We start from the raw sequence: 14,188 nt of genomic DNA, 5'->3' as shown, positions 1-14,188 counted from the left end.
CCCTCCTGGGCGTCGCCCCAGCCTCACGTGCGACGCCCGGTGGCGCTGCCGGACCGGCGATCCTCCGGCACCGGCCGGCGGCCCTACGGCACCCCCGCGGCATCCCTCGCCGCGATGTATCCGAACGTCATCGCCGGGCCGATCGTCGACCCCGCGCCCGCGTAGCTGTGGCCCATCACGGCCGCGCTGGCGTTCCCCGCCGCGTACAGGCCGGGGATCACCGAGCCGTCCTCCCGCAGCACCCGGGCCCGGGCGTCCGTGCGCAGGCCGCCCTTCGTGCCGAGGTCGCCGGGGACGATGCGGAAGGCGTGGTACGGGGGGAACCAGAGGGGGGCGAGGCAGGGGTTGGGGTGGACCGACGGGTCCGTGTAGTAGTGGTCGTAGGCGCTGTCGCCCCGGTGGAAGTCGGGGTCCTCGCCCTGCCGCGCCTGGGCGTTGAAGCGGTTGACGCTGGTGCGCAGGGCCGCCGCGGGGACGCCGATCGAGGCGGCCAGCGCGTCCAGGGTCCACTCCTTGTGCACCACCCCGGAGTCGTACCAGGCGTCGGGGAAGGGCAGCGTCGGCAGGACGTCCTTGAAGAGGTACCGGTTGCGGTAGTTCTGATCGACGACGAGCCAGCACGGGATGGCCGGGTCGGTGTCGTGGACGTCGTACATGGTGTGGACGACGTCGCTGTAGGGCGCGGCCTCGTTGACGAAGCGCCGGCCCGCGCCGTTCACCAGCAGCCCGCCGGGCAGGGTGCGTTCGGCGAGGCAGAAGTACGGCTCGCCGGGGATCGGGATCGCCGGGCCCCACCAGGCGTCCTCCATCAGGTCGAGCGCTGCGCCCAGCCGCTCCCCCGCCCGGATGCCGTCGCCGGTGTTCTCCTTGGCGCCGACGGTCCACTCCGTGCCGATGGGCTGCCGCTGGAAGCGCTGGCGCATCGCCGCGTTGTGCTCGAAGCCGCCCGAGCCGACGATCACGCCCCGGCGGGCGCGGAGCAGGCCGGGAGCGCCGTCGCGGGTGACGACGGCTCCCGTCACCGTGCCGTTCTCGACGTGCAGGTCCGTCAGGGGCGTGTTGAGCCATACCGGGACTCCGGCCGAGCGCAGACCCGCGCGCAGGCCCGCCGCCAGTGCCTGGCCCATCGTCAGGGGTTTCTGGCCGAGCGTCGCCGCTTTCGCGCCGCGGGCCAGGCACTGGGCGGCGACGGCCGCGCCCCGGGCGTTCACGGCGGCCAGGGCGACCCACTTGTAGTCGGCGCTGAAGACGACCATGCCGGCGGGGACGTCCATGTACGGCGGGTTCAGGTGCGCCAGCTCGGCGCCCAGGAGATTGCCGTCGAACTGGTCCGGCTCGATGGAGCGGCCGTTCGGCAGGCCGCCGGGCAGCTCGGGGTAGTAGTCGCTGTAGCCCTCCATCCAGCGGAACCGGAGGGGGCTGTTCGCCATGACGAAGGAGATCGTCGCCGGGCCGTGGGTGAGGAAGGCCCGCTGCCGGTCGGCGGGGACGTCCGGGCCGACGACCGCGGCGAGGTAGGCGGCGGCCTTCGCGGGGGTGTCCGGGACCCCGGCCGCGAGGATGACGGAGTTGTTGGGGATCCAGATCCCGGCGCCGGAGCGGGCGGCCGAGCCGCCGAAGGTCGGTGCCTTCTCCACGACCACACAGCTCAGGCCCTGGCGCGCGGCGGTCAGCGCGGCGGTCATACCGGCGGCGCCGGAGCCGATGACGACGACGTCGTACGTGCCGAGCGGGGGTAAGTCGGCCGCCCGGGCGCCCTGGTGAACGCCCGTGGCGACCGCGAGGCCGGCACCGGCGGCCCCGGCCAGCAGTCGTCTTCGGGACGGGGCCTGGGCAGTTTCCGCGGTGTCCGTGTGTGTGGTCATGGCCGCTCCAGCCCGAGGAGAACGCGAAGGGGGTGGGGAATGTCGCGCGGGGGTCTTGCGAAGTCAAGACCCGTGCGGGCCCACCGCGCGTCCGCTAGTCGAGGCCGATGGCCGCGCAGTCCGCCTTGTACTTCGCGGTGCAGATGTCCTTGACGGTGTACACGCCGTCCGTGATCACCGTCTCCTTGATGTTGTCCTTGGTGAGGGCGACCACCGGGACCAGCATCGCCGGGATGTTCTTCTGCGTCGGGCTGTCGACCGTCCCCTGGGTCAGCGCCGCGAACTCGATCGAGCGGCCCTGGACCTTGGCCACCGCGATCTTCGCGGCGTTGGTCGCCTCCAGCAGGAAGGACTTGTAGACGGTCATGTACTGCTCGCCGGACACGATCCGCTGTACCGCGTCGAGGTTGGCGTCCTGTCCGGTCACCGGCGGCATCTTGGTGGCGCCCGCCTCCTGCATCGCCTCGATGACGGCGCCCGCCATGCCGTCGTTGGCCGAGTAGACGGCGGCGATGTTGTTCAGCCCGACGGCCTGGATCGCCTCCTTCATGTGCTCCTTGGCGATCGCGGGCTTCCACTCCTTGGTGTCGTACTGCTCGACGATGTCGACCTGGCCCTGGAGTTCGCTGAGCGCGCCGTCCTTGAAGCGTGCGGTGTTGGGGTCGGCGGGGTCGCCGTTCATCATGACGACCTTGCTCTTCTGGGCCTTGTCGCCGAGTTCTCCGACGATGGCGCGGCCCTGGACCTGGCCGACGAGTTCGTTGTCGTGGGAGACGTAGGCGTCGATGGGGCCCTCGGCGAGCCGGTCGTAGGCGATGACCGGGATGCCGGCGTCCTTGGCCTTCTGCACGTCCGTGGCGATGGTCTTGGAGTTCAGGGCGTCGACGAGGATGACGTCCACCTTGTCGTCGATCATCTTCTGGAACTGCTCGCTCTGTCTGGTGACGCTGGCCTCGGCGTTGGCGTAGCGGACCGTGCCCTTGTTCTCCGTGAGGGACGCGACCTCCTGCTTGATCAGCGGGTAGTCGAACTTCTCGAAGCGTGCGGTGTCCCGGTCGGGCAGCAGAAGGCCCACCGTGATGTCGTTGCCCTTCTTCGCGGCGGTGTCGTCACTCCCGCCGTCACCGCAGGCGGCGAGGGACAGGGCCGACACGGAGACCGCCAGGGCTATGGAGAGACGCCGCACGGCGGCCTGGCGGGGGTTGCGCGCTATCACTGGTGGTGCCTTCCGATGGGGGGAGCATCGTGACGAGGTGGTCGAAAGCCAACGGGCAGACGCCCGGCGTCGTCAAGAACCACGTGTGAAGAGATCGCAAAGGTGGCTCACCGCGTGTACAGACCCTCCACTTCCGCGGCGTACGCGCGCAGCACGGCCTCGCGGCGGAGCTTCATCGAGGGGGTCAGATGGCCCGCCTCCTCCGTGAAGTCCTCGGGGAGGACGGCGAAGCGGCGGATGGACTCCGGGCGGGAGACCATCTTGTTGGCCTCGTCGACGGCGCGCTGGAGGACGGCGCGCAGTTCCTCGTCGTCGACGAGGAGCCCCGGCGGTACGGGGTGCTTGCCGTTCATCTGGCGCCAGTGGGTGATGCCGTCCGGGTCGAGGGTGATCAGCGCCGAGACGAAGGGGCGGCCGTCGCCCAGGACGAGGCACTGGGAGATCAGCGGGTGCGAGCGCAGCCAGTTCTCCAGGGGGGCCGGGGCGACGGACTTGCCGCCCGCGGTGATGAGCAGTTCCTTCTTGCGGCCGGTGATCGTCAGGTAGCCCTCGTCGTCCAGTTCACCGAGGTCGCCGGTGGCGAGCCAGCCGTCGGGGGCGGCGGGGGCGACGCCGCCGGCCTGCGGGTCCCAGTAGCCGCGCAGCACGTGGTCGCCGGCGACGAGGATCTCCCCGTCGGCGGCGATCCGGACGCGGGTGCCGGGCAGCGGCCAGCCGACGGTGCCCAGCCGGGGTTTCAGGGGCGGGGTGACGGTGCTCGCGCCGGTGGTCTCCGTCAGGCCGTAGCCCTCGAAGATCTCGATGCCGGCACCGGCGTAGAACGCGGCGAGGCGGCGGCCGAGCGGGGAGCCGCCGCAGATGGCGTAGCGGACTCTGCCGCCCATGGCGTTGCGGATGCGGCGGTAGACCAGGGGGTCGTAGAAGGCGCGAGCGGTCCTGAGGGCGCGGGAGGGGCCGGGGCCGGTGCCGGTCTGCTGGGCCTCCAGGGCCTCTCCGTAGCGCTGCGCCACCGCCACCGCGCGGTCGAACGACGAGGCCCGGCCGCCCGCCTCGGCCTTGGCGCGGGCCGAGTTGAAGACCTTCTCCAGCATGTACGGGATGGCCAGCAGACAGGTCGGCCGGAAGCCGGCCAGGTCCGGGAGCAGACGCTCGGCCTTGATGCTGGGCGCGTGGCCCAGCCGGACCCGGGCCCGGACGCAGGCGATGGCCACCATGCGGCCGAAGACGTGGGACATCGGCAGGAACAGCAGGACCGAGGCCTCTTCGCTGGTCTTCGCCCGGAAGACGGGGTAGAGCAGCTCGATGGCGTTGTCGACCTCGGCGAAGAAGTTGCGGTGGGTGAGCGCGCAGCCCTTGGGGCGGCCGGTGGTGCCCGAGGTGTAGACGAGGGTGGCGAGGGTGTCCGGGCCGAGCATGCCGCGCCGCACCTCGACCTCCTGGTCGGCCAGGTGAGCCCCGGCTTCCGCGAGCCGGTCCACGTGGCCCTTCTCGACGACCCAGAGGTGCTTGAGGTCGGGCAGGCGTTCGCGCTCGGGGCCGAGGGCGGCGGCCTGCGCGGCGGTCTCGGTGACCAGGGCGACCGCGCCGGAGTCCTGGAGGATCCAGCGGGCCTGGAAGACGGAGGAGGTGGGGTAGACGGGGACGGTGACCAGTCCGGCCGCCCAGGCGGCGAAGTCCAGGACGGTCCACTCGTAGATGGTGCGGGCCATCACGGCGACCCGGTCGCCCGGCATCAGGCCCTCGGCGATCAGGCCCTTCGCCACGGCTCTCACCTGGTCGGCGAACCGCGCCGCCGTGACGTCGCTCCAGCGCCCGTCGGCGTCCTTGCGGCTGAGCGCCACGGCACCCGGGTCCGCGCTCGCGTTGTCGAAGGGCAGGTCGGCGAGCGACCCGTGCGTCCACGGCGGGGCCAGCGGCGGTACGGAGGCTTCCCGCACCGCCCCGTCCAGCCGCCGTACCTCGGGCTCGACCAGCACCGGTCCTCCGTGGGCGTCGCCGTAGGCGGAGGAGGGATACGCAGTGGACACGGGCGGCTCCTGGGGCGTGCAGCGAAGAAACTGCTTGCTGCATGACGTACGTGCCTCGCACGCCGAGGCGCTCAACCGGCTGAACCCCCAGAAAGGGGTTATTGACGGTAGGAACGGGATCGTACGGTGCCGACGTGGCGAGTTCGTGCGGGTTCGGGGATGATCCGGAGCCAGGCCTGTGCATGCTCGGGGATTACGTGAGGGCCTGTCAGGTTCGGTGGGCCCCCCACGCTCCGGCCCGCTCCAGGATCGCCGTCACCCCCTGCCCGCCCGCCGCGCAGACGGAGATCAGCCCGCGGGCGGGGGCGTCCCGTTCGGCGAGGAGCTTGGCCAGGGTGGCGACGATGCGGGCGCCGGTGGCGGCGAAGGGGTGGCCGGTGGCGAGGGACGAGCCGGCGACGTTCAGCCGGGCGCGGTCCACGGTACCCAGGCCCCGCTTCTCCCAGGCGGCGAGCGTCGCCAGCACCTGGGAGGCGAACGCCTCGTGGATCTCGACGAGGTCGAAGTCGTCCAGGCCCAGCCCGGCCCGCTCCAGCATCCGCGGGACGGCGTGGGCGGGCGCCATGAGCAGGCCGTCCTCACCGCCGGCCACATCGCCGCCCACGAAGTCGACGGCCGACGTCTCGTACGCGGTGAGGTACGCGAGCGGCTCCAGGCCGCGCTCGCGGGCCCACTCCTCGCTCGCCAGCAGGACGGTCGCGGCGCCGTCCGTCAGCGGGGTGGAGTTCCCGGCCGTCATGGTCGGGTCGGGGTGGTCGAGCCCGAACACCGGCTTCAGGGACGCGAGTTTCTCCACCGTCGAGCCGGGGCGCAGGTTCTGGTCGCGGGCCAGGCCGCGGAAGGGGACGACCAGGTCCTGGAAGAAGCCGCGTTCGTACGCCGCCGCCAGCCGCTGGTGACTGGTGGCCGCGAGTTCGTCCTGCGCTTCGCGGGCGACGCCCCGGGCGCGGGCGGTGACGGCGGCGTGTTCGCCCATGGACAGGCCGGTGCGCGGCTCGGCGTTGCGCGGGATGTCGGGGACGAGGTGGGCGGGGCGCACCTTCGCCAGGGCCTTCACGCGCCCGCCGAGGGACTTCGCCCTGCGGGCTTCCAGCAGGATGCGGCGCAGGGAGTCGTTGACGCCGAGGGGTGCGTCGCTGGCCGTGTCGGCGCCGCCCGCGATCGCCGACTCGGTCTGGCCGAGGGCGATCTTGTTGGCGGCGGCGATGACGGCCTGGAGTCCGGTGCCGCAGGCCTGCTGGATGTCGTAGGCGGGGGTGCGGGGGTGCAGTTTCGAGCCGAGGACGGTCTCGCGGGCGAGGTTGAAGTCGCGGCTGTGCTTGAGCACGGCCCCGGCGACGAGCTCGCCGACCGCGCCGGGCTCCTGGAGCCCGTACCGCTCGACGAGGCCGTCGACGGCGGCGGTGAGCATCTGCTGGTTGGAGGCGGTGGCGTAGGCGCCGTCGGAGCGGGCGAAGGGGATGCGCGCTCCGCCGACGATCGCCACGCGCCGCACCGACGGCGACAGTTGCTGGGGGCTCATCTCGACCTGCTCCTCGTCCGTGACGTAGCCTTACCTCCGGTAACCTTACTCCAGAGTAAGCAGGAGTGGGGCTTCCGTGAGCCGTCGTCGGGAACTGGGAGTTGTCATGGCCGACCGCTATCTGCGCTTCACCGGTACCGCGCCCGGCCGCTTCCTCACCCGCCGGCTGGGGCTACCGCAGCCCGCGGCGCTGACCCGCTGGTCCCCCGGGCGGCCCGCCCTGGACGGCGGCCTGCTGCACCTCACCGCCGGCCGGTCCGGGCTCGACCTGGCGCCTGTCCTCGCCCGCACCGGGATCGGCCCGGCCGGCTCCGGCCGCGCGGCCGCCGTCGTCCTGGACGCGACCGGCGTGCGGGACGTCGAGGGGCTGGCGGAGATGCACGCGGCCCTGCACCCCGTCCTGCGGCCGGTGGCCGCGAGCGGACGCGTGGTCGTGCTCGGCGCGCCGCTCGACCCCGCCGACCACCACCAGGCCGCGGCCCAGCAGGCCCTGGAGGGGTTCACGCGCTCCCTCGGCAAGGAGATCGGCCGGGGCCGGACCGTGAACCTGGTCCGGCTCACGGACGCCACCGCCGCGGAGTCCACCCTCCGCTTCCTGCTGTCGCCCAAGTCGGCGTATGTGAGCGGGCAGGTGATCGAGGTGGGCGCACCCCAGGAGACCGCTCCCGCCGACCGGGACCGCCCCCTGGCCGGCCGCACCGCTCTCGTCACCGGTGCCGCCCGGGGCATCGGCGAGGCGGTCGCCGAGACCCTCGCCCGGGACGGTGCCCGGGTCGTGGTGCTCGATGTGCCGCAGGCCGGGCAGGACGCCCGGCGCGTCGCCGAGCGGCTCGGCGGCACCGCGCTGCTGCTCGACATGACGTCCGCCGACGCGGCCGCCCGGATCGCCGAGACCCTGCCCGGGGGCCTGGACCTGCTGATCCACAACGCGGGCATCACCCGCGACCGGCGCCTGGTGAACATGCCCGCCGAACGCTGGATCTCCGTCCTGGAAGTGAATCTGGCGAGCGTGCTGCGCACCACGGACGCCCTGCTCAAGGACGGGACGCTGAAGCGCGGCGGCCGGATCGTCGCCACCGCCTCGATCGCGGGGATCGCCGGTAACGCCGGCCAGACCAACTACGCCGCGAGCAAGGCGGGCGTCGTCGGTCTGGTCCGCTCCCTCGCGCCGCGCGCGCTCGAGGAGCACGGCGTGACGGTCAACGCGGTCGCGCCCGGCTTCATCGAGACGAAGATGACGGCGGCCGTCCCCCTGTTCATCCGCGAGGCGGGCCGCCGCATGAACTCCCTCGCCCAGGGCGGCCTTCCGGCCGACGTCGCCGAGACCACCGCCTGGCTGGCCCAGCCGGCCTCCGGCGCGGTCAACGGCCAGGTCGTCCGCGTCTGCGGCCAGAGCCTGCTGGGGGCGTGATGGCCGGCCCCACCGATCTCGCGCTCACCCGGCCCCCCTCCCTCGCCCCGCTCCTCGCCCGCGGCGCCCTGCTGTCCCCCTTCAAACGCCCCGGCCCCGACGCGGAGTTCCCCCGTACCCGGCTCGTCCTGCCCGGCCTGCGCGTCGACCTCGCGCGGCTCGCGGCGTACGAGCGGGTCTGCGGGTTCCCGACCGGGGAGAACGCGCTGCCGGTGACGTATCCGCACGTGCTCGGGTTCCCCCTGGCCATGCGGCTGATGAGCGGCCGGGACTTCCCGCTGCCGCTGCTCGGTCTCGTCCACACGTCGGTCACCGTCACGCGTCACGCCCGGATGCCGGCGAGCGACGCGTACGAACTCTCCGTGTACATCGAGGGGTTGGCCCCCCACCGGCGCGGCACGCAGGCCACGGTCGTCACCGAGGTGCGCGGCGGCAGGGATGTCGTGTGGGAGTCGAGGAGCACGTACCTGGCCCGGCACCGCACACACCACCTGGGCGGGACCGCCCGGGAGACGGAGGCACGCAAGCCGCTGCCCGAGGTCGCCGAATGGCGGCTCGCCGGGGACGTCGGGCGCCGCTACGGGGCCGCGTCCGGGGACCGCAACCCGATCCACCTGCACCCGCTCACGGCCCGGCTGTTCGGTTTCCCCCGGGCCATCGCCCACGGCATGTGGACGGTGGCCCGCTGTCTCGCCGCGCACGGCGTCCCGGAGTCCTGCCATCTGCGCGCCGAGTTCAGGGCACCGGTCCTGCTGCCCGGGACGGTGACGTACGCGGCGCGGGACGGCCGGTTCGAGCTGCGCGGCCGGGAGGACCGGATCCATGCGACGGGGGACGTCTACCCGGTGTGAGAGCCCGGCTGCCCCTCCGGAGGCGCCCAGGGCCGTCCCGCCATGAGGTCGCCGAGGCCCGCCCAGGCGAAGTTCATCAGGGTGGCCGCGGCCTGGCGGGCCGTGACGCCCTGGGTGGCGTTGGCCCAGGCGGCGAGCGACTCGGCGGCGCCGACCAGGGCCTCGGCGAGCCCGGCCACCTCGCGCTCCGGCAGGTCGGGGTCGCGGTGCGCCTCACGGGCACCGGCGAGGATCAGCTGCGTCACGAACGCGACGATCTCCTCGCGCATCGCGGTGACCTCGGAGGCGAACGGCTCGCCGTGCGTACGGGCCTGGAGGTGCAGGACCGACCACGCGTCCGGGTGCTCACCGGTGTGCGTGAAGAAGGCTCCGAGGCCTTCCCAGAGTTGCCGGTCGGCGGGCAGGTCGCGGCGGACCCCGGCCCGTACCGCCTCGACGAGGGCCCCCGCCTCCCGGCGGATGCAGGCGGTGAAGAGGTCTTCCTTCGAGTTGAGATACAGGTAGACCAACGGCTTGGACACGCCTGCCAGTTCCGCTATCTCGTCCATCGACGCGGCCATGTAGCCGCGTTGGCCGAAGATCTGCACGGCGGCGTCCAGCATCTGCTGTTCACGGACCGCGCGCGGCATCCGCTTGGTCTTCACGGCACCCATACCGCTTAGCGTACGGGCCCCTAGGGCCCGTCGTTTGGATCATCCCGGCGTCGCGGGGCTCGGGTCGGCTGACAGGAGCCGAGCCTCACAGCCGACCTGATCCAAACGATAGGCCCTGGACGGCCCCCGCCCCGGAAGCCGGGGAAGGACCGCCCAGGAGGCCCGTCAACTCGTGCGGCCGGTCGGCCGGTCAGGCGGCCGCGGGGACCGGCTCGGCCTTGTCGCGCGGCTCGTCGAGCGGCTCGTCCAGGGAGGAGCCGTCGGCCGTGGCGTACGCGTCGCGGTCGAGCAGGTTCTCGCGGGCCGAGACCAGCACCGGGATCAGCGCCTGCCCGGCGACGTTGGTCGCGGTGCGGATCATGTCCAGGATCGGGTCGATCGCGAGGAGCAGACCCACGCCCTCCATCGGCAGGCCGAGGGTGGAGAGGGTGAGGGTCAGCATGACCGTCGCGCCGGTGAGACCGGCCGTGGCGGCGGAGCCCACCACGGAGACGAAGGCGATCAGCAGGTAGTCGCCGACGTTCAGCTGGATGTCGAAGATCTGGGCGACGAAGATCGCGGCGATCGCCGGGTAGATCGCGGCGCAGCCGTCCATCTTGGTCGTGGCGCCGAACGGCACCGCGAAGGAGGCGTACTCCTTCGGCACGCCGAGCCGCTCGGTGACCTTCTGCGTCAGCGGCATGGTGCCCACGGACGAGCGGGAGACGAAGGCCAGCTGGATCGCGGGCCAGGCACCCTTGAAGAACTGGATCGGGTTGACCTTGGCGACGGTGGCGAGCAGCGTCGGGTAGACGCCGAACAGCACCATGAGGCAGCCGACGTAGATGTCGGCGGTGAACGTCGCGTACTTGCCGATCAGGTCCCAGCCGTAGGTGGCGATGGCGTGGCCGATGAGGCCGACCGTGCCGATCGGGGCGAGCCGGATGACCCACCACAGCGCCTTCTGGAGCAGGCTGAGCACGGACTCGCTCAGGGTGAGGATCGGCTGGGCCTTCTCACCGAGCTGGAGCGCGGCGATACCGGCGACGGCGGCCATGAAGACGATCTGCAGCACGTTCAGCTCGGTGAACGGCGTGATGACGTCGGTCGGGACGATGCCCGTGAGGAAGTCGATCCAGGAGCCGGTGCTCTCGGGCTTCGCGCCGTCCTTGGGCGTGAGGCCGGTTCCGGCGCCGGGGTTGGTGACCAGGCCGATGATCAGGCCGATGCTGACCGCGATCAGCGAGGTGATCATGAACCAGAGGAGGGTGCGCGAGGCCAGGCGGGCCGCGTTGTTGACCTTCCGCAGGTTGGTGATCGAGACCAGGATCGCGAAGAAGACGAGCGGGGCGACGGCCAGCTTCAGCAGGCCGATGAAGAGGTCACCGACCTTCTCCAGGGTCGTGACCAGCCAGGACACGTCCTGGCTGCGGGCGAGCCAGCCGAGCAGCACACCCAGAACGAGGCCGGCGATTATCTGGGCCCAGAAGGGCACCTTGAAGGACTTCGTGTGTGAGGACACGGACTGACTCCGTTGGGGGGACGCGTAGGGGAACTGACGTGGGAGACGGCGGAGGGGGTTGCGCTACGTCAGGGACGACAGAAAGCGGACGCGCACCGACAGAGATCCACGTGCAGGCGCGCCACGAGCGGAACGCTCAGGGGCGAGTGGGGCGCGACTGCTGACTTCATACAACGACCTTAACACCTGAGCTTTGGGGACCTCAAAGCCTGGCTTTGATAGGTGACGACGCACACACACCCATACAACGCAAAGCGCCCCGTTTCCGAGCATGTACGGAAACGGGGCGCTGGAACGCGTGCGAGGGACCTTACGAGGTCTGCCCCTGGGCGCGGGCGGTGTCGTCGGCCACGTCCTCCTGGCTGCGGTTGGCGTCCATGGTGGCCTTCATCCGGTCGACGCGCTGCGCGACCTGCACGGACGCCCGGTCCCGCTCCTTGCGCAGCACGACGAAGCTGATCGGTGCGGAGATCAGCAGGGCGAGCAGCACGACCCACAGTCCGTTGCTGTCGCCGAGCCCGCGCGGGGCGATGCCGGAGTAGACAGCGCCCCAGACGACCACGAGGCAGCCCACGAAGATTCCGAGGCGCATCAGCGTGTAGCGGAGCATCTCAATCCACTCTTCCGGTTCGAACGGCCAGAACGCACCCAAAGGGGCACCGTCCAGTGAAGCACGCCGAACGGCCGATCTTGCAGGGGGGTCAGTCGAGCGGCAGCAGCATGATGACGTCGTCCCGGTCGTCGCCCGGCGCCACCCGGATCGCCCCGGGGATGCGTCCGACCTCCTTGTATCCGCAGGACGCGTAGAACCGCTCCAGGCCCAGTCCGCCCCGGCAGGTCAGCCGGATCGCCTCGATCCCGTCCATCCTCCGGGCCGCGTCCGCGGCGGCATCCAGCAGATCCCGCCCGTACCCCTTCCCCTGGTGCCGAGGGTGCACCATCACCGTGTACAGCCACAGCCAGTGCGTCATCAGATGGTGGGTGTTGAACGTCAGGAACGCGGTCGCCGCGACCCGCCCCTCCTCGTCGTGCCCGACGAGGAGTTTGACCCGCCCGTCCGCCATCGACGCGAAGTGCTGCACCAGCGCGGGGCGGATCTCCTCCCGCGTCACCGGAGGCACGTACCCGACGGCGCCGCCGGCGTTGGAGACATCGGTCCACAGATCGAGCAGGCCGTCACGCAGCTCGGGGGTGACGGCGGGTTCGAGCGTGAAGGTAAGGGGCATGGAGGGATTGTAGCTATTACGACAGGGCGTCCGCCGCCACTTCGAGGTCCGACACCAGTCCCCGGTACGCAGCCTCCCGGTCGTCGGACCGCAGCACCGACGACGGATGCACGGTCGGCACCAGCCGTTCCGGCCGCCCGTGGATCTCCTCCTCCAGCACCGTCCCCCGCACCTGCGTGACCCGGAAGGACGACCCGAGCAGCGCCTTCCCGGCGGTGGCCCCCAGTACGACGATCAGCTCCGGCTCCACGACCGCGAGCTCCGCGGCCAGCCACGGCCCGCACGCGGTCATCTCCCGCAGGTTGGGCGCCTTGTGGATCCGCCGCTTGCGGGGCTCGGCCTGGGTGAACTTGAAGTGCTTCACGGCGTTGGTGACGTAGGCCTCGGAGGGATCGATGCCGGCTTCCTCAAGGGCCCGGTCCAGCAGCTTCCCGGCCGGCCCGACGAACGGCTTCCCCTGCCGGTCCTCCTGGTCCCCGGGCTGCTCCCCCACGAGCATCACCCGGGCGTCCTTGCTCCCGTCCCCGAACACGGTCTGGGTGGCGTCCCGGTGCAACGGACACCCCCGGCACCCGGCAGCGGCCTCCCGCAGAGCGGGAAGACCACCCCGACCAGGAACAAAGGGTTCAGCGGTATAGGCATCCTCAGGTGCCTGGGTCCTGCCCATGCCCCCCGGGTACCCGACTTGGGGGCGCGGGGAACTGCGCGAGCAACCCCGCGGACGGGAGGACGCGATCAAACCCGCATGGGCTGCGGCGATTCGCGAAGCGAGGGGTCGGGCCCGTCATACTCCCGAATGATCTCGTAGCGAGTGTTCCGCTCCACGGGCCGGAACCCGGCATCGCGAATCAGATCCAGCAGATCCTCACGCGTCAGCTTGTTCGGCGTCCCGTAGTTGTCCGCGTCATGCGTGATCTTGTACTCGACGACGGACCCGTCCATGTCATCCGCACCGTGCTGCAACGCGAGCTGCGCGGTCTGCACCCCGTGCATCACCCAGAAGACCTTGACGTGCGGCACGTTGTCGAAGAGCAGTCGCGACACGGCGAAGGTCTTCAGCGCCTCGGCACCCGTCGCCATCTGCGTCCGCGCCTGAAGCCGGTTCCGCACCTTGCCGTCCTGCATGTCGACGAAGTCGTGCTGGTACCGCAGCGGGATGAAGACCTGGAAGCCGCCGGTCTCGTCCTGCAGCTCACGCAGCCGCAGCACGTGGTCCACCCGGTGACGGGGCTCCTCGATGTGCCCGTACAGCATCGTGCACGGGGTCTTCAGACCCTTCTCGTGCGCGAGCCGGTGGATGCGGGACCAGTCCTCCCAGTGGGTGCGGTGGTCCACGATGTGCTGCCGGACCTCCCAGTCGAAGATCTCCGCGCCGCCACCGGTGAGGGACTCCAGCCCCGCGTCGATGAGCTCGTCGAGGATCTCCGACGCCGACATGCCCGAGATGGTCTCGAAGTGGTGGATCTCCGTCGCCGTGAACGCCTTCAGGGAGACGTCCGGCAGCGCGGCCTTCAGTTCGCGCAGCGACCGCGGGTAGTACCGCCACGGCAGGTTCGGGTGCAGCCCGTTGACGATGTGCAGTTCGGTGAGGTTCTCCGACTCCATCGCCGTCGCGAGCTTCACGGCCTCCTCGATCCGCATCGTGTACGCGTCCTTCTCCCCCGGCTTGCGCTGGAAGGAGCAGTACGCGCAGGAGGCCGTGCACACGTTCGTCATGTTGAGGTGCCGGTTGACGTTGAAGTGCACGACGTCGCCGTTCTTACGCGTCCGCACCTCGTGCGCCAGGCCGCCGAGCCAGGCCAGGTCGTCCGACTCGTACAGCGCGATGCCGTCCTCACGGGTCAGGCGCTCACCGGCCCTGACCTTCTCCTCCAGCTCGCGCTTGAGCCCGAGATCCATGCCCACACCTTTCATCG

General features: G+C 71.4%; 13 protein-coding genes. 2 read left to right on the top strand and 11 right to left on the bottom strand.

Translation table 11 applies throughout. From position 1 onward, the window contains the following. Positions 1-83: 83 nt before the first annotated feature. The 4 genes from kstD to IO24_RS0129925 form a co-directional block, all read right to left on the bottom strand. The gene (gene kstD, locus IO24_RS0129940; protein ID WP_045296922.1) at positions 84-1,865 is read right to left on the bottom strand and encodes a 3-oxosteroid 1-dehydrogenase; all 1,782 of its coding nucleotides are present in this window, start codon (positions 1,863-1,865) and stop codon (positions 84-86) included. Positions 1,866-1,959: 94 nt separating this feature from the next. Then, entirely contained in the window at positions 1,960-3,081 is a 1,122-nt protein-coding gene (locus IO24_RS0129935) for a sugar ABC transporter substrate-binding protein (RefSeq protein ID WP_031141022.1), read from the bottom strand. A gap of 107 nt (positions 3,082-3,188) precedes the next feature. Further along, on the bottom strand, positions 3,189-5,108 hold the full coding sequence (locus IO24_RS0129930) for an AMP-dependent synthetase/ligase (RefSeq protein WP_031141020.1): 1,920 nt from the start codon (positions 5,106-5,108) through the stop codon (positions 3,189-3,191). Between the two features lie 208 nt (positions 5,109-5,316). After that, positions 5,317-6,630: an acetyl-CoA C-acetyltransferase gene (locus IO24_RS0129925; protein ID WP_031141018.1), complete on the bottom strand. Its 1,314-nt coding sequence runs from the start codon at positions 6,628-6,630 to the stop codon at positions 5,317-5,319. Between the two features lie 106 nt (positions 6,631-6,736). Between IO24_RS0129925 and IO24_RS0129920 the strand changes: the two genes are divergently transcribed. Further along, positions 6,737-8,041 (top strand): 3-oxoacyl-ACP reductase, encoded by a 1,305-nt coding sequence (locus tag IO24_RS0129920; RefSeq protein ID WP_031141016.1) that lies wholly within the window; start codon positions 6,737-6,739, stop codon positions 8,039-8,041. Continuing rightward, positions 8,041-8,892, top strand: coding sequence for a MaoC family dehydratase (locus tag IO24_RS0129915; RefSeq protein WP_031141014.1), 852 nt, complete (start codon positions 8,041-8,043; stop codon positions 8,890-8,892). Before IO24_RS0129920 ends, IO24_RS0129915 begins: the two co-directional genes overlap by 1 nt. Here IO24_RS0129915 and IO24_RS0129910 read toward each other — a convergent pair. The 7 genes from IO24_RS0129910 to mqnE form a co-directional block, all read right to left on the bottom strand. Continuing rightward, positions 8,880-9,545 (bottom strand): TetR/AcrR family transcriptional regulator, encoded by a 666-nt coding sequence (locus IO24_RS0129910; RefSeq protein WP_031141011.1) that lies wholly within the window; start codon positions 9,543-9,545, stop codon positions 8,880-8,882. The two genes, IO24_RS0129915 and IO24_RS0129910, sit on opposite strands and share 13 nt — an antisense overlap. 190 nt (positions 9,546-9,735) lie before the next feature. Beyond that, on the bottom strand, positions 9,736-11,046 hold the full coding sequence (locus IO24_RS0129905) for a dicarboxylate/amino acid:cation symporter (protein ID WP_031141009.1): 1,311 nt from the start codon (positions 11,044-11,046) through the stop codon (positions 9,736-9,738). Positions 11,047-11,114: 68 nt separating this feature from the next. Continuing rightward, the gene (locus IO24_RS47425; protein WP_329503596.1) at positions 11,115-11,216 is read right to left on the bottom strand and encodes a putative leader peptide; all 102 of its coding nucleotides are present in this window, start codon (positions 11,214-11,216) and stop codon (positions 11,115-11,117) included. A 140-nt stretch (positions 11,217-11,356) separates the two neighbouring features. Further along, entirely contained in the window at positions 11,357-11,656 is a 300-nt protein-coding gene (locus IO24_RS0129900) for a DUF4229 domain-containing protein (RefSeq protein ID WP_031141007.1), read from the bottom strand. A 91-nt stretch (positions 11,657-11,747) separates the two neighbouring features. Beyond that, complete coding sequence (locus IO24_RS0129895) at positions 11,748-12,272, bottom strand: GNAT family N-acetyltransferase (RefSeq protein WP_031141005.1); 525 nt, start codon at positions 12,270-12,272, stop codon at positions 11,748-11,750. 16 nt (positions 12,273-12,288) lie between these two features. Further along, positions 12,289-12,939 carry a UdgX family uracil-DNA binding protein gene (locus IO24_RS0129890; protein WP_031141004.1) on the bottom strand — a complete coding sequence of 217 codons (651 nt, stop codon included), beginning with the start codon at positions 12,937-12,939 and terminating at the stop codon, positions 12,289-12,291. Positions 12,940-13,007: 68 nt separating this feature from the next. After that, entirely contained in the window at positions 13,008-14,171 is a 1,164-nt protein-coding gene (gene mqnE, locus IO24_RS0129885) for an aminofutalosine synthase MqnE (protein ID WP_031141002.1), read from the bottom strand. Positions 14,172-14,188 lie beyond the last annotated feature (17 nt).

This window comes from Streptomyces flavovariabilis (assembly GCF_000725785.1).
Classification (GTDB): domain Bacteria; phylum Actinomycetota; class Actinomycetes; order Streptomycetales; family Streptomycetaceae; genus Streptomyces; species Streptomyces hawaiiensis.
The sequence above is the reverse complement of the archived record's forward strand: the minus strand, read 5'-3'. Positions and strand labels throughout refer to the sequence as shown.

Bases quoted from the DNA above. Each gene is read 5' to 3' on its own strand.
- kstD (WP_045296922.1), bottom strand. From the start codon at position 1,865: ATGACCACACACACGGACACCGCGGAAACTGCCCAGGCCCCGTCCCGA.
- IO24_RS0129925 (WP_031141018.1), bottom strand. From the start codon at position 6,630: ATGAGCCCCCAGCAACTGTCGCCGTCGGTGCGGCGCGTGGCGATCGTC.
- IO24_RS0129920 (WP_031141016.1), top strand. From the start codon at position 6,737: ATGGCCGACCGCTATCTGCGCTTCACCGGTACCGCGCCCGGCCGCTTC.
- IO24_RS0129915 (WP_031141014.1), top strand. From the start codon at position 8,041: ATGGCCGGCCCCACCGATCTCGCGCTCACCCGGCCCCCCTCCCTCGCC.
- IO24_RS0129910 (WP_031141011.1), bottom strand. From the start codon at position 9,545: ATGGGTGCCGTGAAGACCAAGCGGATGCCGCGCGCGGTCCGTGAACAG.
- IO24_RS47425 (WP_329503596.1), bottom strand. From the start codon at position 11,216: ATGAAGTCAGCAGTCGCGCCCCACTCGCCCCTGAGCGTTCCGCTCGTG.
- IO24_RS0129900 (WP_031141007.1), bottom strand. From the start codon at position 11,656: ATGCTCCGCTACACGCTGATGCGCCTCGGAATCTTCGTGGGCTGCCTC.
- IO24_RS0129895 (WP_031141005.1), bottom strand. From the start codon at position 12,272: ATGCCCCTTACCTTCACGCTCGAACCCGCCGTCACCCCCGAGCTGCGT.
- IO24_RS0129890 (WP_031141004.1), bottom strand. From the start codon at position 12,939: ATGGGCAGGACCCAGGCACCTGAGGATGCCTATACCGCTGAACCCTTT.
- mqnE (WP_031141002.1), bottom strand. From the start codon at position 14,171: ATGGATCTCGGGCTCAAGCGCGAGCTGGAGGAGAAGGTCAGGGCCGGT.